This window comes from Micromonospora sp. NPDC050417, assembly GCF_044458865.1.
Taxonomy (GTDB): domain Bacteria; phylum Actinomycetota; class Actinomycetes; order Mycobacteriales; family Micromonosporaceae; genus Micromonospora_G.
This window is the reverse complement of sequence record NZ_JBITIH010000016.1, coordinates 1-20136: the sequence shown is the minus strand read 5'-3', so window position 1 is coordinate 20136 and position 20136 is coordinate 1. Positions and strand designations below refer to the sequence as shown.

The following is a 20136-nucleotide window of genomic DNA, read 5'->3' as shown; positions in this document are numbered from 1 at the left end:
CCTCGTGCCCGTGCGCATGATCGACAAAGGAGAGGCTGCCGGTACGACCGAGTACGGAACATCCGCGAAACTACGCAACGCGTACGTCCACAGTGGCCAAAATGCGCACCGTTCCCCCTACGCGGGCCGGCACGGCGGCGACGACCAGGGTCGCGCAACACCCGCCCGGCGGCGCCGGAAAACCATCCGAGTCAATGAATGGGGGATTTCTCGGATGCTGGTCCCGCTGACCGAATGTGACAGTTCACCTCGCCCCGCCGACAACCATCCGGTCGCCCCGACCGGACGTCGACGGGAGCCCGATCAGGAGGTGAAGAAAATGATGGAAATGCTCGACTTGGCGGACCTCGACCTTGACGACATCACCGTGACGTCGATGCGCGACTCGGTGGCGCTGCCGGAGACCGGAGCGTCGTCCGGCTCCAGCTCGTGCAGCGCGACGTCGACCTGTGGGTCCTCGTCCTGCTGCGCGTCCTGTGGCGGCGGCGGCAGCGTGAACCCGGATGACGGCTCCACCGGCGGCTGACCCGCCCACACGATCATCGGAGGAGGGGGCACCCCGCCCGGTGCCTCCTCATCCTCCCAAACCCCAATGGAGTGACCATGGAAGTCGTCGCCCGCCTCGACCACGTGACAAAGACGTACGGGCGGATCGTCGCGCTCGACGCCGTGTCGATCACCATCCCCCAAGGGGTCACCGCGATCCTCGGTGCGAACGGCGCGGGAAAGTCGACCGCCATCGACATCCTCGCCGGGCTGCGCCGGCCCACCTCCGGCCAGGTCGAGGTGCTCGGCGCAGACCCGGCCAGCCTCGCCGTACGGGCCCGGCTCGGGCTGTCGCCCCAGGCCACTGCGCTGCCCTGGCGGCTCACCGTCGCCGAGACCCTGCACCTGCTGGCCGCGCACTACACGGACCCGATCGCCCCGGCCGCACTCGCCAACCGGCTCGACCTCGGTGGCATCTGGGGCCGCCGCAACGGCACCCTGTCCGGCGGGCAACGCCGCCGAGTGGTGCTCGCCTCCGCCCTGGTCGGCAACCCGGATCTGGTGTTCCTCGACGAACCGACCACCGGGCTGGACGTGGAAAGTCGCGACCTGCTCTGGGCTGCGATCGAGAAGGTCGCCGCCGAAGGGCGGTCGGTGCTGCTCACCAGCCACAACATGCCGGAGGTCGAACGCCTCGCCAGTCACGTCGTGGTGATCGCCGGCGGCCAGGTGTCGCAGGTGGGCACCGTGGACGAGGTCTGTGCGAACGTGGGGCTGCACGTGGTCGAGGCCGAGGTGCCCGGTCCACTGCCCGAGCCGGTGACCACACACGCCGTCCGGATCGAACCGGTCGGCGCCCGTACCCGGCTCTACACCGCCGACCCGGACGCCACCGTACGCGCCCTGGTCCGACACGACGTGCCGTTCCGCGCCATCCGGGTCGACCGGGTCGGTCTTGAGGAAGCGATCCGTACGGCAGCAGAAGCCCCACCTCGCCACGAACCACTTCGGACGGCCTGACATGCGATACGTACTGCTCCACGCCGGCGCACACCTGCGCGACATGGTCCGGGTGCCGATGTACTGGGTCCCCGGACTGCTCTTCCCGATGCTCTTCTTCCTCCTGTTCGGGCTCAGCTCCGCCCACCAACTGGCCCGCCAGGGACTCGGCAGCGAATACGTCGTCACCCCGTTCCTGCTCTTCACCACGCTGAACGTCACCCTCATCTCACTCTCGGCCGGTGTCGCCGCCGACCGGGAGAACCCGTGGGAGCAACGGTTGCGACTGCTGCCGATCGCGGTGCTGACCCGCTTCCTCGGCCGGCTCCTCTACGTCCTGGTCTTCAACGTGGTGAGCTGGCTTCCGCTGCTCGTGGTCGCCGGGCTCGCCACCGACCTGAAACTGCCGGTGGCGATCTGGCCGCTGTGGCTGGGCGTGGTGGTGGTGGGCGCGATCCCCTTCGGGCTGCTCGGCATGGCACTCGGCTACCGGCTACCGGCCCCGGCCGCCGCCATGGTCTGCAACATCGTCTTCCTGATCCTGGCGTTCTGCGGCGGCCTGCTGGTGCCGGCCGAGATGCTGCCGGGCGCGGTCCAGGCCGTCACGCCCTACCTGCCCACGCACGAATACCTGCACCTCGTCCTGAGCACGATCGGCCGGGCCGACCAGATCACCTCGCCGCCGTGGATGATCGGCCTGCTCGCCGCCTGGACCGTGCTGTTCGCGCTGGTGGCCCGGGACGGCTACCGGCGCGACGAGGGAGTGCGGTACGGATGAGCCCCGCCCCCATCGCCACCGAGGCCGACCCGGGCACCCTCCAGCGGATACCGGAAACCGAACTGGCGCCGTACGCGCTGGTCCGGATGGCCGCGGTGCCGTACCCGACGGCGCCGGCCGGGTCCGCCACGTTCCGGTCGGCGTTGGCCGAACTGGTCCAGCGCAGCGCCGAGGCGAGGTCGACGGCGCCCGGACTCAGCGACGCCCTGCACGACACGGCGACCGGACACGACCCGAAGTTCCACCGAGCGGTGGTGCTGCCACTACGCCGGGACATCCACAACGGACGACCACCCCGAACGGCGGTCCGGGCCGCGCTGGGCGACCTCGCGCAACGCGTACCCGGGCTGGGTGAGTGGCTGCGCACGCAGGACGAGATCGCCCAGCTCAGCAGGACCCTCGCGGACGCCGCGCCGGCCGCGCTCGCCGCCGAGCGGGAGACGCTCGCCGGCATCTGCCGCCACGACGAGGTACGACGCGCCGTCACCCTGATCGGCGCTGATCTGCTGCGAGGCGTGGACCGGGTCGCCACCTCCGGCGCCCGCCCGGACGCTCGGGCGCGCAAGGCCGAACCGACGGTGCTGCGGTACGCCCTGCGCGCCTCCTCGAAGACCAGCCCACTGTCCTGGTTCACCCAGGTCGCCTGGGCCACGTGGGCCGGGCCGGAGACCGCCGAGCGGGTCGACGCCGGTGCCCCGGTGGCGGTGACCGCACTGAACCGGACACCGTTGGCCGCCGTGACCGCGTCGGTGCTCGGCGCCGCGACCCGCCGCGACCAACTGCCGCACCGCCTCGCCCCCGGCCTACGGGTGCTCAACAGCCGGGTGATCTTCCGACGGGACGTGCCGGTGCCCGGATCCCACCGGCTGGCCGTGCAACGCGAGGAGGAGGTGGGGCTGGCGCACAACCGTCCGTTGGACCTCGTCGTCGCGGCGGTCCGGGCCGCCGGTCCCGCCGGCGCCACCCCGGCCGACCTCGCCGACACACTCGCCGCCCGGTTGCCCGGCCCCGGCGAGCGGACCGGGCCGGCGGCCCTCACCTACGTACGCGGCCTGGTCGAGGCGGGCCTGCTCACACCGGTGGCCCCGTTCGACCCCCAACGGGCCACGGCGGTACGCGACTTCGCCGACTGGCTGGACCGGCACGACGCCACCCGGCTCGCCTCGGGCCTACGCGCCCTCCAGACCGACGCCGACACGTTTCCCGAGCTGACCGCGACCGAACGCCCCGCCGCCCTGCACCGGATCACCCAGCGGTGGCAGGTCGTCTGCGACGAGGCCGGCGTACCGGAGTCGCCGGCGTCCCCGCTCACCGAAGACGTCGGCCGACGCGGCCGGATGCTGCTCGGGGCCACCCACGGCGCGGACGCCGCCGCCACCCTGCCCGAACTCGGCGCACTGGTCGAACTCTTCGATCAGCACCTGCTGGTCCGCCGGCTGCTCCGGGACCGCTTCGTCGCCCGGTTCGGCATCGGCGGACGATGCGCCGAACTGACCGAGTTCACCGCCGACCTGACCGACATCTGGCAGGCCGCCGACCTGGTCGCGGTGGACGGCCGGGTGACCGCGTCCGGCGAGCGACAACACCTGCTCAGCGACGAACTTCGGACGCTGGCCGAGGGACGGGCCGCACTCACCGCCGCCATCCGCGCCTGCGCCGAGCCCGGCGCACCAGAGGTGCACCTACAGCGGCGACTGCTCACCGAGGCGGCCGAGGCACTGCCCCGCTGGGCGTACGGGCGACCGGCGTCGTACAGCTTCTTCGTACAACCGGCGGTCACCCCGACCGGCCCGCTGCTGGCGGTCAACCACGTGTACGCCGGGTTCGGTCGCTTCACCAGCCGGTTCCTGGACCTGGTCCACCCGAGCGCGGGCGCCGCCGTCGCCGCCCAACTGCGCCGCACCTTCGACCCGGCCGCCCGGCTCGCCCAGTTCCGGCCGGTCAACGGCTTCAACGCCAACCTGCATCCGCTGGTCGCACCGGACGAGGTGGTCGAGGACCCGGCACTGGGCGGCATCGTCGCGGACGACCTGGAGTTGTGGCACCACCCGGGAACCGACCAGGTCCGGCTGCGCCACCGGGGAACCGGTGAGTTCGTCGACGTGCTGTACCTCGGGTTCCTGGTGCCGTTCGTGATGCCGGACCGGTTCGCCCCGCTCTACGGCGACCTCGGTTGCGGGGTCGTCGACCTCAGTCACCTGACGACCGCCACCAGTGTCGACGGGGTGGCCGTACGGCCCCGGCTGCGCTACCGGGACGTGGTGCTGAGCCGGCGGTCGTGGACCGTACCGGCGGACCGGGTCGCCGCGTGGCGGACCGAACTCGACGCCGACGGGGAGGTGCCGGCGCTGGCCACAGCGCGCGGGCGGGCCCGCTGGGGGCTGCCCGAGCACGTCTTCCTCAGCGCCGACGGCGCGACCCTGCGGCGCCCCGAGGACCTGTTCCACTACCTCGACCGACCCAAACCGCAGTACGCGGACCTCGGCAACGCGCTGCACCTGCGCTGCCTGTCCCGCCTGTTGGGCCGGCACCGCTCCGCGGTGCAGATCGGCGAGGCGTTGCCGGTGCCCGGCGTACAGAGCCCCACCGGACGGGTCGTCGAACTCGTCACCGAGACCTACCGGAGGGCGTCATGACCGAAACTGGTCACCAACACGGGCCCGCCGACCGGGCGGCGACGCCGGTCGCCGCCGCTGCCGCCGTCGTCTGCTACTACCACGAACCGGTGAAGGCCCCGCTGCTGCGGGACGCCGTCCTGCCGGCGATCGACGCGGCCGGGCGAGAGCACCCGGATGTCTCCGCCCAGCTCGAACGGCACTGGCGGCACGGTCCGCACCTGCGGGTGCAGTTGACCGGCGAGGCCGCGTCCGTCGACCGCGCCGCGAACCGGATGGCGCAGAGCCTCCGGGACCACCTGGCGATCCATCCCTCCACGGTGGACCTGTCGAGCGAAACGCTGCTGGCCCGTTCGGAGGTGGCCGGGCAGGCGGAACTCGTTCCGCCGCCGTACACGCCGATCCACCCGGACAACACCGTACGGATCGAACAGGTCGACGACGGTTACCTGCTCGACCTGCTGGAATCCACCGAGGCGGTACGCTGCCGAGCCGCGCTGCTCCGGCTCGGCCTGCCCACGGTCGCTGCCACGCTGGCCCGGCTCGGCGCCGCCGGCGACACCGCGAGCGCTCGGGTCTGGTTGACCGTCGCGGCGATGTCGGCCCACGCCGGCCAGTATCCACTGGGGCTCGGCGACGGCCACCAGTCGTTCTTCTCTCACCTGGAGGAGTTCCTGCTCCACTCCGACCCCGAGGGCACCCTGCGTGCGCGCTACCAACGCCAGTGGGAGCGGCACGGCGACGCGGTCACCGAAGCGGTGGCCCGGGTGGCCGGTGGCGGGGCCGCGGATCCGGCCGAGGACGCGTGGCTGACCTGGACCAGATCCGCGCGCACGCTCACCGAGCCGCTGTTCGACCAGGGGCACCTGCCTCCCGTACCGGGTGCGGGTTATCTGGCCCGGGCCCGTGACATGGGCGACGACAGCACCAGCCTGCGGTGGGATCCGCAGCGGCGCACGGCGTACAGCGACTACCACCAACTGCTCCAGCAGATCGACTTCAGCCGGGTACGGCACCAGCGGGAGTTCGTCGTCTACCGCTTCGCCACGAACGTGCTGTACCTGCTGCTCACCATCTGCGACGTCACGCCGGTCGAACGCTACCTGGCCGCGTACCTGATGAGCCGGGCCGCCGAGCGCCTCACCGGCATCACCTGGCGGGAACGGCTGACCGGTTATCTCGCGATCCTCGCCGCCGAGGCCCGCGAGGCAGCCGAGGCCCGCGAGGCAGCCGAGGCCCGCGAGGCAGCCGAGGCCCGCGAGGCAGCCGAGGCCCGCGACGGCAACCACGATCGCGGCGACGGCGCCATCATCGGGCAGGGAGCGCAATCGTGACCGTGCACCGGCTGCGGCCCACCGTGTTCGCCACCCCGATCACCACCGGGGTACACGTACGCGGATGGGCGTCGAGCTTCACGATCGAGGGCGGTGCCGGGCTCTGGCGGGTCTGGTCGGCACTCGCCGGGCAACTCGCCACGGGCGTACCCGCCGACCGGCTCGTCGCGCCGGCCGGGCTGCCACCGGAGGTGCGCCGGGCAATCGACGGCTTCCTCGACCAGCTTCACGCACACGACCTGCTGGTCGAGGTCCCCGAGGGCTGGGGTGAGTCCAAGGCGGAGGGGCTGCCGCCGAGCAGCGTTGCTCGCTGGTTGGAAGCGGTGGCAGCCTCCCCGGCGTCGACCTGGTCGCGGCTGCGAGAGGTGACCGTCGAGGTCCAGGGGGCCGGACCGGTGGCCCAGGCGGCACGGCGCGCCCTGCGCGGCACCGGTGTGCGCTGCGACGACGCGCCGTCCGGTCACGACCTGCCGTCGTCCGGCCAGGGTGCGCCATCCAGTCACGACACGCTGTCCGGTCAGGGCGTGCCATCCAGTCAGGGCGTGCCATCCGGTCACGACGAGCTCTCTCGTCCCGATGCGACGACCGGGCAGGCGGTCGCGTCGCAGGAGATCGTGCCGCAGGGAGTCGCCCTGTGCGCCCGCGACCCGCTGGGCAGGGTGGTCGCGGCGATCGGCGCCGGCTGCGGCGACCAGGTCGCCTTCGTCACCCCGGTGACCACTGCCGAGCGGTTGCCGGCCATGGTCGCCGAACTCGCCGGGCGGCTGCGGGTCATGCCGGCCGCCGACCCGCCCGTACCCCTCGCCGCGCTGGTCGGTGGGGCGGCGGTGCACCGCCTGGTCGCCTCGGTGGGCGGTTTGCTCGACCCGGCCGAGGAGGCCAGGATCGGGGACGGGCCGCCACCGGAGGAACCGGCCGGACCGGTGCACCCCGCCGTGCTCGTCGCGAGGATGGACCCGCTGCGGGCGACGTACCACCCGTGGCTCGGCGACGACGGCGCCGCCGTGCCGGACGGGGACCGGGACCGCGTACGACGCGAGCCCGCCGTCCCCCCACCCGCCGGTCCCGTCGGCCTGGCGGTCGCACTGCGCCGCCTCGACGTGCTCTGCGACCCGGAACTGGGGCTCGCGCCACCGCCCGAACCGGTGGACCTACCGCAGGTCCCGGCTGCCCTGGCCATCGCCGGAAAGGTGCTCGGCATCGGCGCCACCACCGACGCGGCCCGGTTGGACGCCGGGCTCCGGGCTGCGGAACGGCTCGCCGGTGACGACTGGGTGGTCGGGGTCGACGCCCGGCACGCCGCCGGGATCGCACTGCGCCGTGCCGTCGACGCGGCGCGGGACTCGCTGCCCGGTGTCGACGTGCCGGAATCGGCCTGGGCCGACTCGCCGGCCGCCCGGCGCTGGTGGAAGGCGTTGACCCTACGATTCGGCATCGACGCGCGGGTACGGGTGCGCCGGCTCGCACCGACCGCGGTGCACGCTCGGATCATCGCCGGTGACACCGTCCTGGCGTGGGCCGTCGAGGCCACCTCGGCGGATGCCGTGGGCCTCGCCGCACTCGCCGCCACCGGCGTCGCCCAGGCGCGGGCAGCGGGAATCGAGGTCATGACCGGTGAGATCACGCTCAACGGCGCCTCCCCCGGGTGGCTGCCCACGGAACTCGACAGCGGCGGCTGGTCCGCGCCGAACTGGCACTGGCCGGCCGGGGTCGCCGAGGCCGAAGACGAACTCCAGCGGGCACTGGCGCCGCTGGTCGGGCCGCCACCGGACCCGCCGCTGACGGCGATCGTCGCCCCGGGGGTGCTGCGCGCCGGCTTCGCGCTGACCCGGCTGCCGGCGACCGTGGCCGCCCGACCGCAGCCCACGGGCGAGGTTGTCGAGGTGCGGTCATGACGACGGTCGCCCTGGGCGCGCTCGACCCGGGCCCGACCAACGTCGACGAGGCAGGTGCCGAGACGGAGCCGGCCCGGTCAGCGCTGGTCGCGCTGCTCGCCGACGCCGGGCACCCGGTGTACGACCTGACGACGGCACTGGCCGCCGAGGGCGGTACGGCGCTGGTCGCCCTGGCGCGGTGGACTCCCGAGGTGGCCGAGACGCTGTCCCGACGGGCCTGGGAGACCTCGGCCCGCTGGCTGCCGGTCTGCCTCGACGGTGGCCTCGTACTCGTCGGCCCGATGCTGGGCCCGGACACGTCAGCCTGCCTCGGTTGCGCCGAGTCGGCCCGGCTGACCAGCATGGGCCCGAAGGTTCCGCACAATGTGCCCGGCCTGCGGCTGGGTGGCGTACCGGCGCCGGTGGTCGGTCCCGTACTGGTCGCGCTGGCGGCGGCGATGCTCGCCGACCCACAGCGGTACGACGCCACCGTGGTGGCCATCCGGGCCGATCGGGCCACGTGCAGCACGCACCGGGTACGCCCGCGCGGCGGCGGCTGCCACGTCTGCGCCCCGCTGCCGGCCGACGGACCCGAACCGGTCCAGGGCCTGACCGAAGCCCACCTGACCACGGACCCGGATTCGTTGCGCGCCCCCAATCCGAGAACCGGCCGCCCGGACCTACGCGACGCCCTGTTCGACTGGCGGTACGGGCCGGTCGCCCACGTCTTCCGGGCGGAACGCCTACCGGTGCCCCTGGTCACCGCCGAACTGGTCGGCGAGAGCGCGGTACGGGAGGGCGGCTACGGCCGGGCGGTCGGGTACGCCGAAGCCGAACAGGTCGCGCTCTTCGAGTCGGTCGAACGACTCACCGGCATGCGCCCCCGTCGACGGCGGACGGTGGTCGAGGCGTCCTTCGCCGAACTCGGTCCCGACATCGCCATCGACCCGGTCACGCTCGGCCCGCACGACCCGCGTTACCACGACCACCCGGCGTTCCATCTCACGCCGTACCGCCCGGACCTGCGGGTCCGCTGGGTGTACGGCTGGTCGCTGCGGCACCGGCGCCCGGTCGCGGTGCCGGAACACGTGGCCTACTGGGGCCTGCCACGCGGACGCGGGCCACAGTTCCTGTACGAGAGTTCCAACGGCTGCGGCCTGGGCAACAGCCGCACCGAGGCGGTCCTCTACGGACTGTTCGAGGTCGCCGAACGGGACGCGTTCCTGATGGCCTGGTACGCCCGTACCCCGTTGCGACGGATCGCCCTACCCGACGACGATCCGCTCCTGCCGCACCTGGTCGACGACCTGGAGCGGATCGGGTACGAGTTGCTGCTCTTCGACGCCACCAACGACCTCGGGGTGCCGGCGGTGCTCGGGATGACCCGGTACCGGGGCGACGACGAACGGGCTCCCGTGGCGTTCTTCGCCGCCGGCGCGCACCCGAATCCCCGCTCCGCGATGCGTTCCGCCGCCGCCGAGGCGATCGTGAACACGATGATGGCGCCGGACCTGGCCCGGTCCCGACCGGACTACCTGGACCGGGACCGGCTCCGCCCGATGCTGGACCGGCCGGAGCTGGTGCACAGCCTGGACGACCATGTCGGGCTGAACACGCTGCCGGAGGCGGCGTCCCGGCACACCTTCCTGTTCGACGGCGGCGAACCAGCCGACTGGCGGGAACTGTGGCCCGGCCTGCCGGCACCGACGGCCGACCTCGGCCGGGCGCTCGACGAGACGGTCGGCCGCCTCGGTGACCTCGGGTTGGAGGTGCTCGCGGTGGACCAGACCGATCCGGCGATCGCCGAGCGCCTGGGCCTGTACGCGGCCAAGGTGATCGTTCCGGGCACGCTGCCGATGACCTTCGGGCAGGTCAACCACCGGACTCTGGGCCTGCCACGGCTGCTGGAGGTGCCGTACCGGCTCGGCCGGGTGCCGGCACCGCTGCACTACGAGGCGTTGCCCCTGCACCCGCACCCCTTCCCGTGAGGCCCGACATGTTCGACCGCTCTCCCGACACCGCCGCCCTCCGGAAGGTGCTGGCCGAGGTGTACACGCACGGCCACGGCAAGGATGTCCGGGGCGGGGGGACGGCACCCGTACGCACCCCGCCGACCACTGGCGGGCACCGCTTCGCCACCGTGGGCGAGCGTGGCCCGCTGGCCGGGGCGGTGGTCCGGGTCCTCACCGCCGCGCTCGGACCACGCCGGTGGGAGCCGTGGAACCCGTACAACGACCACCGGGCCCACCCCTCACCCCGGTCGGCGTTCCTGGTGGACGTGTGGCTGGTGGAGCGGGGGCGGCGCTGGCGGGTGGATCCGGTACGCCGGCTGCTGAGCGGGCCGGCCGTGGAACCGGGATTCGACAGCACGGTTCGGCTGGAGCTGACCCGGCACCCCGAGCGGCTGACCGCCGGATACGGTCCGGTGGCCGACGCCCTTTCCGTACTGGAATCGGGTCACGTCCTCGCCGCGCTGGCCGAGGCGTCCGCCGGCCTGGGACTCGCCGCCAGCCTCGACGGCGACGCGCTCCTACTCGGCCCCGCCCTCGCGGCATTCGCGGACCACGCCACACCTCCCGACAGCATGGAGGTCGAACGGGTCACCGGCACCGAGCACTGGTGGCGTCGGGTCACCGCGCCACGCAGCTCGGGCCCGTACCCGGTGGGGGTGGCGCCCGACCCCCGTCCGCTCGCGACGCAGACCATGCACACCCTGGTACGGGCGGCGCTGCGACCGCCCTCGGGCTCACCGGCCGGGGATGGTTCGCTGCGGCACCGGCTCGCACTGAGCCGGGTCGCCGGCCATCCCGACGGCTGGTACGCCGTCGCCGGTAACGCGCACGGCAGCGGCAGTGGCAGCACGGTGGAACGACTCGTCGGCGGGAACGCGCTCGACCAGGTGCAGAGCGCGTTCAGCTACGAACGGGCCCACGCCGACGTCTCCTCGATGCACGTCGCCTGGGTGATGACGGCTGACCTGCGCGCAGCGGCGACCACGGGCGGTGCCGCCGGCTACCGGGCGGTGCTGCGTACCGCCGGTGCGGTCGCACAGCACGTCGCCTCGGCCGCCGCCGTTGCCGGACTCTTCTGCCGCCCGGTGCGCAGCGTCTTCGAGGCCCGGTTGGAGGGGGCGGCCGGCGCCCCGGCCGGGCACGACTTCGTCTACCTCCTGCTGATCGGACGCACCCGCTTCGGCGGCTTCGCCTACGACCTCTCCGGGGAGGAACCACGATGACGGGGAAAGCCACGACGACGGGGAAAGCCACGACGACAGGGGAAGCCGCGACGACGGAGCGTGCCACGACGCAGTGGCTCAGCCTGCACTGCTTCACCTACTGGCGGTCCGAACACTTCGACCGGTTCCTGGTGGAGGCCGTCGCACCCCGACTCGACACACTCCGCGAGCAGGGCCGGATCGCCGACTGGTTCTACATCAGGTACGCCGAGAGCGGTCCCCACCTGCGACTACGGTTGCTCGGGGCCGATCCGGAGACAACGGAGGCGCTGCCGGACGAGTTCCGCGCGGCGGTTGCCTCGGCGCCGTACCCGGTGGTGGCCCTGGAGGCGCGCGAGGACCTCGAACCGCACGGGACCGTACGCCGGATCGACTATCTGCCGGAGGTCGGCCGGTACGGCGGCCCGGCCGCGCTCCCCGTCGCGGAGGAGGTCTTCTGCCGTTCGAGCGAGGTGGCGGTCCGTACGTTGGCGGCCACGAACCAGCGCAGCGCCCGGCTCACCGCGGCGGTCGACCTGATCACCGCGACCGCGCAGGCGCTGGATCTGGACCGGTTGCTCGCGGCCCGTTGGCTGCGGTCACATGCGATGAGCTGGCGTTGGGTCGACGAGGTGGCGATGCCGCCGACCGTGGCCGCCCAGGCGCGGGTCACCGGTCTCCTGAGCGGACAGTCCGGCGCGATCGCGGCCCGTTGGTCGACGATCGCCGAACTGCTGTCGGCGCCCGACGGAACTCCGGCCACCGGTTGGCCGAGTGTGGTGCGGGACTGGGTCACGACGGTACGTCGGGCGCGGCGCGACCTGGCCGGCGGACAGGTCCACCCCTGGCTGTCGGTCTGGGCCTCGCAACTGCACATGCTGCTGAACCGTCTCGGCGTGACACCGGAGGAGGAGCGGACCCTGTGCTGGCTGATCGCGTCGGCGACGCTGGCCCCGGACGGGATCACGCCGTTCTTCGCCGACACCGTCGGGGCACCGGACCGGCGTTACCACGAGGCGAGCAAGTTGCTGCCCGGACGCTCCGACCAGGACCCGGCGGCGAAGACACAGCCCCGGGAACGCCGCCGTGGCGCCGCCGGGGCCGTGCCGCTGCCGGCGGGGCCACCGCCCACGATGACGCTCGGTGAGGCGCTGCTGCGCCGCCGTTCCGCCCTGGGCCGACTCACCGGACCGGTCTCCGCGTCCGACCTCGGCACACTGCTCTGGAACTCGTACGCCGCCACCCGGACCACCGGCATCGTCCTGCCCGACGGGACCGGCGCGGACCTGGTCCACCGTCCGTACCCGAGTGCGGGCGCGAGCAGCGCGGCCCGGCTGCGACTGCTCGTCTTCGACGTGCCGGGACTGCCGGCCGGCTGCTACGACGTCGACGGGGTGACCCGGTCGCTCTCGCCGCTCGGTGGAGCGGCCAGCCTGGCGGAGGTGGCCAGTACCTCGGCCTGGCTCGATGACGCCGATGCCGACGACGGGGGTGGCCGGGTCGGCATCAGCGAACTCCCCGCCCTGCTCGGCCTCTACGTGGAGCTCGGCGCGCTGCGGCCAAGGTACGGGCTGCGCGCCCTCCGCTTCGCCATCGCCGAGGCCGGGCACCTGGCCCAGAACCTGGCCCTGGTCGCGGCGGCCACCGGGCTGGAGTTGAACACGATCGGTGGCTTCTACGACGACGTGGCACACGAACTGTTCGGCCTCGACGGCATCGACGACCTGCTCGTCTATCTCCTTCCACTGGGCCGCGACGGAGAGCGTCGTACCGGCCGTGACCGGCCCGTCCCGGCCGGTGGCGGGGTCACCGACCGACACCCGAGCCCGCCGTGACGAGCCGGGCGAGCGCAGCCCGGGTACTCACCCCGAGCTTGGCGAAGATGCGGTTCAGGTGGGATTCGACCGTACGGGGGCTGAGGAAGAGCCGGGCGGCGATCTGCGGGCTGGTCAGACCCTCGGCCACGAGTGCGGCGATCTCCCGTTCCCGCCCGGAGAGCTGGTCCCGGGCGGCGTCACGCGGTTGGCGGGCGCCCGCTCGGCGCTGCTCCCGTCCGACCCATTGGCTGAGCCAGGGCGCACCGCAACCGTCGAACGCCTCACGGGCCCGCCCCAACTGGTCGCTCGCCGCCGCCCAGTCACCGGAGCGGACCAGAATGTCGGCGACCACGGTCCGGGCGAGCCCCGCGCCGATCGGCAGGCGCGTCGCCTCGAAATGCTCGACTGCGGCCATTCCCGCCTCGCGGGCCTGCGCGTACCGGCCCTCGGCCGCGTACAGCACCGCCTGGGTACGCGTCACGCAGCCGAGTTGGGCGCGGGGTGCCCCGGTCGCGGCGACGGCCGCCGCCCGCTCGTACCACTCCCAGGCCGTTGTCAGGTCCCCGCAAGCCGCCTCCGCCTGCGCCCGCAACGCGTACACCGACGGTGCATACGGTCCCAGCCCGGTCGGGTCCGGGCCGATGCGTCGCGCCAGCAGGTCCCGGCAGGCACGGGTCTGGTCGACGAAGAAGAGCACCTCGGCCTCGTGCTGGTCGGCGATCCCCCGCCACCACGCCGAACGGATGCCCTGCTCGCGGCGGAGCGCGGCGAGGATCGGCAGGGCCGCGTCGGGACCCTGCTGCCAGAGCAGGGGCCGGGACTTCAACGCCAGGGTGAAGGCCCGCAGCTCCGGGCTGTCGATGTGGCGGGCGCTCTCCTCACCGTCCTCCACGTCGGCCAGTGCCAGTGCCGCGTCGCCCGTACGGGCGTGGATCACCGACCGCACCACGTACAGTTGCGACACCTCGTGGCCGGTACGCCCGAGCGCGCGTGCCAACCGCAGGCCCCGTTCGACATGGCGCAGCCCGTCCTCGTGCTGGTCGACCAGGTACTCGGCCCAGGCCAGTGCCGCCACCACACCCAGGTCGCCACGGAGTTCCACGTCGGTCAGCGCGTCGGTACCCCGACGCGCCTGCTCCAGCAACGCGAAACCCCGGCCGAACCGGCACTGGTACAGCTCGCTGAGCGCGAGCAGGGTGGTCGCGGTGACGGAGATGGCGGGCCGGATGTCCTCGCCGGCCAGCGCCAACGCCTGGCTGCTCCGGTCGACCCCGGCGTCCCAGTTGCCCCGCAACATCTCGGTGGCGGCGAACTCCACCAGCAGACCGGCTCGGGCGTGACTGTTGTCGGCGTCGGCCCGGACCAGTGCGGCGCCGAGCAGCGCCCGCGCCTCGACCAGTCGACCGACCGCCCGTTCGGTGACCGCCAGCAGTTCGACCGCGCGGTATCGGAGCGTGCTCGCCCCGGCGACCAGCGAGTGCAGGATCTCCCGGGCCTCGTCGAGCCGTCCGGTCCTGATCAGGGCTTCCGCCAGCAGCAACCGCAGTTCCGCCCGCCGCTCGGCGAGCGCGACACCGTCCGGGAGGACCCGCAGCGCCGGGCGCAGCCAGCAGACCGCCGTGGCCGGGGCGGTCTCCAGGGTCGCTGCGGCGGCCGTGGCGAGCAGTTCCGCGCCGGCCAGGTCGCCGGGGCGTACCGCGTGTTGCAGGTGCTCGGCGCGCTGGTACAGCGGTGCTCCCTGCCGGGTCAGGTAGACGACCGCGCGGCCGTGGGCGGCGGCCCGCCAGGCTGGGCCGGCCATCCGGTAGGCGGCGGCCCGGACCAGCGGATGTCGGAAGGTCAACTGTCCGTCGACGACCCGGAGCAGGTCCCGGCGTACGAGTTCGTCGAGCGCTTCGCCGGCCTCCTCCTCGGTCGTACCGGCCACCGCCGCGACGAGCGCCGCGTCGAACTCGGCACCGGTCAGCGCCGCCGCGTGTACGACCCGCCGGGGCACCCCGTCCAGGGTCTGCAAATCGCGGGCGATCAGGACGTCCAGGCCGATCGCCGCCGGGCCTGATCCGTCGGTGGCCGGGGTTCGGCTCAGCTCGTCGACGATCGGGCCGGGTAGCTGGTTCAGGATCTCCAGGTAGAGCGGATTGCCGCCGCCGGCCCGGTACAGCCGACGCCGGTACGCGGCCGGCCGGTCGGCGAGCAGCAGGTCGGCGTCGGCGGGCGAGAGTGGACCGAGCGGCATCCGGACCACCTGCGCCGGGGTGGTGTCGAGCGAGCGGTGCAGCTCGGCCGGCAGCCGGCCGGTACGCGCGGCGAGAACGGTCACCACGGAGGCTCGCGGCGGATGCCGGACCAGGTAGTCGATCAGTGCCGTCGAGGCGTCGTCGGCCCACTGCACGTCGTCGAGGAGCAGGAGCAGCGGCGTTGTCGCCGCGGTCGTCTCCAACCCGGTTCGGATCTTCCGGAAGAGCAGGTGCCGTTCGAGGCCGGCTGCCGCCCCGGCGCCGCTGACCGCCGCGTCGGGTCTGGTCGGCCCGATCCGGGCGGAGAGGGCGACCCGCAGCCGTCCAGCGGGTCGAGCCAGGCCGGGGTGGCGGTCCGCGTCGTCGAGGAGGTCCAGGACCAGCGCCAGCGGGGCGTTGCGCTCGAACTCGGTGGCGCGGCCGAGCAACGCCGGGCGGTCGGTGGCCGCCGCGGCGAAAGCGCCGAGCAGCCGCGACTTTCCCATGCCCGGGTCCCCGGTGAGCACGACGAAGGCCGGCCCACCGGTGCCGGCCAGCAACCCGCGTATTCGGCCCATCTCCGGGTCTCGGCCGAGCAGTCGGGGACGTGTGTCGACGACCGGTTTCGGGGCAATCATGTGCAGGACCTCCCGGCGATGATCACGTTCGGCGCCGAGCCAATCACATGCAGGCAACTGCCCACCATGGGCGAAAGGACGACGTACGGCGGAAAGCCAATATTCAGCCCGGAGTACACCAAGTCGCGGGCACCGCCCGCCGCCGCGACGACGCCCCGCCGTCCCGGGGGTACCGTGTCGACAATGCCACGGAACCGGGACAAACTGATCTTGGCTGTGCTGCTCCCCGCCCTCGCCACCGCGGCTTGCGCGACACCGTCGGTCTCGGCGCCACCCGGCGGCCCCACCGCGACGCCGGCACCCGTCGCCACCAGCGCCGGGCGGCCACCGGAGTTCGCCGCCACCGTCGCCCCGGTCACCGCCGACGACGTCGCCCAGAGCTGGCACCCCGGCTGCCCGGTCGGGCCGGACCAGCTCAACCTGCTCACGCTGAGCTACTGGGGATTCGACGCGCAGCCCCACACCGGCACGATCGTGGTGCACCGGACGGTCGCCACGGACGTGGTCACCGTCTTCCGTTCGCTGTACGACCAACGGTTCCCGATCCGGCGGATGACCCCGGTCGACGCGTACGGCGGGGACGACGACCGGTCGATGGCCGACGACAACACCTCCGGCTTCAACTGTCGCGCGGCGGTGGCCACCGGTCCGACGAAGTGGTCCGCGCACGCGTACGGAAAGGCGATCGACGTCAACCCGGTGGAGAACCCTTACCTGGTCGACGGTGGGGTGCTGCCACCGGCCGGTGCCGCGTACGCCGATCGCGACAGCGACCGCCCCGGCCTCGCGGTCCCGGACAGCCCACTGGTCAAGGCGTTCGCGGCGGTGGGCTGGACCTGGGGCGGTGACTGGCGGGCGCCGGACTACCAACATTTCAGCAGTACCGGCGACTGAGCCCGGCTACCCCAGGGGTGGGGCCAACGGCCAGCCGCCGGCCAGCACTTCGTCGCAGGCGCGCAGCGCGGCAGCGAGACGAACCTCGGGCGGGCCGGTCAGTTCCCGGACCGGTACGCCACTCTCCCCCAACACCTCCCGGAACCGTCCGGTCATCCAGCCGCGCAGGTGCTCGCCGCCCCGCAGCCCGTCGTCCTCGAACGGCACCCCCGCACGGTCGGTGAGCAGGTACAGGTCGGGGCGCGCCGGAGATGGATCGCGTGGCGTGGAAGGTTTCCTGTTCCAGTTCTGGGTCGCCACCGACTGACCCGGACCGCTGTCGCCGCCGTTGCGACGTTGGACGGAGCGCGTACACGGAACTTCCGTCAGGTGTCCGGTGCCGCCGATCGAGATCGGCGGATACGGTCTAGCGGCCCGGAATAGATGTTGGCGGATCACTTCCTGCCCGCTGGAGTTGGCCGGGCGGATTTCACCCTGAGCACCGCCAGACAGTCGCGTGCCGGCGTCGTACCGGCATCTGAAAGGTGAGGTGAAGCTTGTGAGACGCTGGAGAGCATCGCTCGCGGTGGCGGGCCTGGCAGCGAGTTTGCTGGTCGCCGGCCCGATCTCGACGGCACTGGCCGAGAACACGCCGCTGCCGGAGCCGAAGGTCCACCCGATCCAGGTCACCGGTCCGGCCACCGAACGACTCAACCTGGTCATCATGGGTGACGGCTACCAGGCCGACCAGCAGAGTCTCTTCTTCGCGGACGTGGACCGCAACCTCGCGGTCATGTGGGCCACCGAGCCGTTCCGCTCCTACCGCGACTACATCAACGTGTACGCGGTCGAACTCGCCTCCATCGACTACGGCGTCCGCTGCGACCCCGACGGTCGGGTCCGGAACCCGGACGGAACGGTCCGGGACACCGGTGAGCGCGAGGGTCCGATCGACGCCAAGAACACCGCCCTGCGGATGATCTACCAGAACGGGTGCGCCGACCCGCTCTCCCGGGGAACGGTGTACGGTGCCGCGCCGCTCAACTGTCAGAGCTACGCCGGCTACTACCCGGAGGGGGTGAACCCCTGCGAGACCGGCAACCAGGCCCACAACCGGATCATGGACCGGTACGTCACTCCGGTGCTGGGCCTGCCCCGTACCGCGCAGAACGTGCAGTCGCTCGCCATCTTCAACACGTTCACGTACGGCGGCATCGGCGGCACGAACGCGACCACCTCCGGCGGCTCGCCGCAGGGTCCGCTGATCTCGCTGCACGAGCTGGGACACTCGCTCGGCACCCTGGTCGACGAGTACCCGTACAGCTCCCGTGACGTGGTCCGGAGCTGCTACACCGGCAACGAGCCGAGCAGCTTCCACCACACCGCCTACTCCTCCGAACAGCAGATGATCACCGACCAGCACAAGTGGTTCCGCTGGTTGGGCGAGGAGAGCCTCTCCGGGGGCACGATCGGGTTGCACGAGGGCGGCGGAATGTACCCCTGCGGGCAACGTCGTCCGAGCGAGCACTCGATGATGCGGTGGATCGGGTTCGACCTGGACCAGATCGGCCGGGAGAACATGGTGGCCCGGATCACCGGGATGCGTAACGCCGGTCAGATGAACATCGGGCAGGCACCGCTCGGCAACGTCGTACCCGGCGACGGCGTGCTCTGGGTCGAGACCGGACAGCCGCGCTACCACGAGCTCCAGGTGACCTGGCGGGTCGGCGGGGCCAACGGCACCGTGCTCGACACCCGCAACAGCCGCAACCTCGATCTCGACCCGCTCAACCTGCCCGCCGGCACGGTGGTGCACGTCGAGGTACGCGACCCGGTGGGTCCGGACGGCGTCGACTGGGTACGGAACCCGTCGACGAACAACACCGCCTCGGACTCCGGCTACAACGGACCCCGGTTCGTGCAGACCCGGGAGTGGACGGTCGGGAACACCACCGCCGTACCGTCGGCCCCCGAGGCGGACATCACCTCGGCGACGATCAACACCCAGCCCGTCGCCGGCGACGAGGTCGTCTTCGTGGAGACCAACCACCCGACCGACCGGATCGTCAACGTCTCCTGGTCGCTTGACGGGAAGGCGTTGCCGAACCCGAACAACAGCCGGACCGTGGACCTCGGTGCGCTGAAGCTGGCCCCGGGCACCCACAGCCTGAGCGCGCGGGTGACCGACCCGGCCAACCCGGGCGGCGTCTCCGACCAGGTCGAATGGACCATTGACAACGCGCTGCCGACCGCACCACGGACGCTGTCGGCACCGCTGACCCGGCTGCCCGGCACGCTGGAGCACCCGGTCTACTTCGACGGCTGGGACATGTGGCTGGACCCGAAGGACAACCAGGCCGGCTATGACGAGAAGCGGTACGTCGTCGGTCAGCTCCGGTTGGACAACGACGGCTGGTTCAACTACTTCGGCTTCCCGGAGCAGCCGATGCCCTCATCGCCGTTCCAGTTCCGCCACTCGGGGACGAGCGTGAAGGCGCTCACGTACGGCAACCTCGGCACCGGCGGGCTCTCCCGGGCCACGTTCGAGCAGACCCTGCCGGACGACCACCCGAGTGGCGGCTTCGTACCGGGCTTCGGCACGCACCTGGTCGAGCACCGGGCGATCGACCCGGCCGGCAACATCGGTACGGCCGAGAGCTACCAGGCCACCGTGTTGCCGGGCTCCTCCCCCACCTGCACCACCACGCTGACCGGGCGGCAGTCGCGGGTGGTCGTCGACCAGGGCGTCACCTGCCTGACGAACGCCCAGGTCAACGGCGCGGTGACGGTACGTGCCGGCGCCTCCCTGGTGGTCCGGGACAGCTCGATCAACGGGACGCTGGTGTCGGCTGGTGCCCAGGCCGTGCAGATGTTCGGCTCCACGCTGAACGGGGCGGCCCAGATCACCGGGACCACGCGGGACGTGACCATCGCCGGGAGCACGTTCAACGGTGCGGTCGCACTGTCGAACAACACCCAGGTCTCGGCGAACGAGCGGTACAGCCGGCTCGCGGGGGCGTACGGGCCGCTGCTGGTCGGCAACCGGCTCAACGGGGCGCTGAGCTGCTCGGGCAACAGCGCCCAGGTCAAGGACTTCGGTGCGCCGAACAAGGTGAACGGTGCCCGGAGCGGTGACTGCGCGAAGCTCTGAGCCCGTGGTGATCGCAGGTTGACAGGTGGTGGGCCGGCCCGGGGGCCGCCCCCCCCCCCGTTGGGCCGGGGGTTGAACCCCCAACGGGGACGGGCCGCTACGAAAACACAGGGGGTAACGAAGCGACCCGGGGGCGCCCCA

13 protein-coding genes are annotated in these 20136 nt (G+C 72.6%); 11 read left to right on the top strand and 2 right to left on the bottom strand.

Annotated elements, in window-relative coordinates; translation table 11 throughout:
- Window positions 1-16: 16 nt before the first annotated feature.
- The 9 genes from ACIBF5_RS20855 to ACIBF5_RS20815 all read left to right on the top strand — a co-directional run bounded on the left by ACIBF5_RS20855 (window position 17) and on the right by ACIBF5_RS20815 (window position 13135).
- A complete protein-coding gene (locus tag ACIBF5_RS20855; protein ID WP_396814305.1) occupies window positions 17-526 on the top strand; it encodes a thiazolylpeptide-type bacteriocin in 510 nt (169 codons plus the stop codon).
- A gap of 77 nt (window positions 527-603) precedes the next feature.
- On the top strand, window positions 604-1506 hold the full coding sequence (locus ACIBF5_RS20850; RefSeq protein WP_396813993.1) for an ABC transporter ATP-binding protein: 903 nt from the start codon (window positions 604-606) through the stop codon (window positions 1504-1506).
- Window position 1507: 1 nt separating this feature from the next.
- Window positions 1508-2263, top strand: a complete 756-nt coding sequence (locus tag ACIBF5_RS20845) for an ABC transporter permease (protein WP_396813991.1) — start codon at window positions 1508-1510, stop codon at window positions 2261-2263.
- Window positions 2260-4899 (top strand): lantibiotic dehydratase, encoded by a 2640-nt coding sequence (locus ACIBF5_RS20840; RefSeq protein ID WP_396813989.1) that lies wholly within the window; start codon window positions 2260-2262, stop codon window positions 4897-4899. The genes ACIBF5_RS20845 and ACIBF5_RS20840 overlap by 4 nt, the downstream gene beginning before the upstream one ends.
- The gene (locus ACIBF5_RS20835; protein WP_396813987.1) at window positions 4896-6212 is read left to right on the top strand and encodes a hypothetical protein; all 1317 of its coding nucleotides are present in this window, start codon (window positions 4896-4898) and stop codon (window positions 6210-6212) included. Before ACIBF5_RS20840 ends, ACIBF5_RS20835 begins: the two co-directional genes overlap by 4 nt.
- Window positions 6209-8107, top strand: a complete 1899-nt coding sequence (locus ACIBF5_RS20830; protein ID WP_396813985.1) for a hypothetical protein — start codon at window positions 6209-6211, stop codon at window positions 8105-8107. The genes ACIBF5_RS20835 and ACIBF5_RS20830 overlap by 4 nt, the downstream gene beginning before the upstream one ends.
- The gene (locus ACIBF5_RS20825) at window positions 8104-10074 is read left to right on the top strand and encodes a TOMM precursor leader peptide-binding protein (protein ID WP_396813983.1); all 1971 of its coding nucleotides are present in this window, start codon (window positions 8104-8106) and stop codon (window positions 10072-10074) included. Before ACIBF5_RS20830 ends, ACIBF5_RS20825 begins: the two co-directional genes overlap by 4 nt.
- Before the next feature lie 8 nt (window positions 10075-10082).
- On the top strand, window positions 10083-11321 hold the full coding sequence (locus ACIBF5_RS20820) for a hypothetical protein (RefSeq protein WP_396813981.1): 1239 nt from the start codon (window positions 10083-10085) through the stop codon (window positions 11319-11321).
- A complete protein-coding gene (locus ACIBF5_RS20815; protein ID WP_396813979.1) occupies window positions 11318-13135 on the top strand; it encodes a thiopeptide-type bacteriocin biosynthesis protein in 1818 nt (605 codons plus the stop codon). Before ACIBF5_RS20820 ends, ACIBF5_RS20815 begins: the two co-directional genes overlap by 4 nt.
- On the opposite strand, the gene ACIBF5_RS20810 is transcribed toward ACIBF5_RS20815, so the two are convergent.
- A complete protein-coding gene (locus ACIBF5_RS20810) occupies window positions 13107-15971 on the bottom strand; it encodes an AAA family ATPase (protein WP_396813977.1) in 2865 nt (954 codons plus the stop codon). The genes ACIBF5_RS20815 and ACIBF5_RS20810 overlap by 29 nt on opposite strands.
- A gap of 183 nt (window positions 15972-16154) precedes the next feature.
- Here ACIBF5_RS20810 and ACIBF5_RS20805 point away from each other — a divergent pair, with 183 nt between their 5' ends.
- Window positions 16155-16865, top strand: a complete 711-nt coding sequence (locus ACIBF5_RS20805; protein ID WP_396813975.1) for a M15 family metallopeptidase — start codon at window positions 16155-16157, stop codon at window positions 16863-16865.
- A 6-nt stretch (window positions 16866-16871) separates the two neighbouring features.
- Here the strand turns inward: ACIBF5_RS20805 and ACIBF5_RS20800 are convergent, their stop codons facing one another.
- On the bottom strand, window positions 16872-17072 hold the full coding sequence (locus ACIBF5_RS20800) for a hypothetical protein (RefSeq protein WP_396813973.1): 201 nt from the start codon (window positions 17070-17072) through the stop codon (window positions 16872-16874).
- A 331-nt stretch (window positions 17073-17403) separates the two neighbouring features.
- Between ACIBF5_RS20800 and ACIBF5_RS20795 the strand changes: the two genes are divergently transcribed.
- Window positions 17404-19995: a M64 family metallopeptidase gene (locus ACIBF5_RS20795; RefSeq protein WP_396813971.1), complete on the top strand. Its 2592-nt coding sequence runs from the start codon at window positions 17404-17406 to the stop codon at window positions 19993-19995.
- The last annotated feature ends 141 nt before the right edge of the window (window positions 19996-20136 follow it).

What these genes read in the sequence shown, in the direction of transcription:
- ACIBF5_RS20815 (WP_396813979.1), top strand. Translation starts at nt 11,318, where the DNA reads ATGACGGGGAAAGCCACGACGACGGGGAAAGCCACGACGACAGGGGAA.
- ACIBF5_RS20820 (WP_396813981.1), top strand. Translation starts at nt 10,083, where the DNA reads ATGTTCGACCGCTCTCCCGACACCGCCGCCCTCCGGAAGGTGCTGGCC.
- ACIBF5_RS20835 (WP_396813987.1), top strand. Translation starts at nt 4,896, where the DNA reads ATGACCGAAACTGGTCACCAACACGGGCCCGCCGACCGGGCGGCGACG.
- ACIBF5_RS20850 (WP_396813993.1), top strand. Translation starts at nt 604, where the DNA reads ATGGAAGTCGTCGCCCGCCTCGACCACGTGACAAAGACGTACGGGCGG.
- ACIBF5_RS20810 (WP_396813977.1), bottom strand. Translation starts at nt 15,971, where the DNA reads ATGATTGCCCCGAAACCGGTCGTCGACACACGTCCCCGACTGCTCGGC.
- ACIBF5_RS20845 (WP_396813991.1), top strand. Translation starts at nt 1,508, where the DNA reads ATGCGATACGTACTGCTCCACGCCGGCGCACACCTGCGCGACATGGTC.
- ACIBF5_RS20840 (WP_396813989.1), top strand. Translation starts at nt 2,260, where the DNA reads ATGAGCCCCGCCCCCATCGCCACCGAGGCCGACCCGGGCACCCTCCAG.
- ACIBF5_RS20805 (WP_396813975.1), top strand. Translation starts at nt 16,155, where the DNA reads ATGCCACGGAACCGGGACAAACTGATCTTGGCTGTGCTGCTCCCCGCC.
- ACIBF5_RS20825 (WP_396813983.1), top strand. Translation starts at nt 8,104, where the DNA reads ATGACGACGGTCGCCCTGGGCGCGCTCGACCCGGGCCCGACCAACGTC.
- ACIBF5_RS20855 (WP_396814305.1), top strand. Translation starts at nt 17, where the DNA reads ATGATCGACAAAGGAGAGGCTGCCGGTACGACCGAGTACGGAACATCC.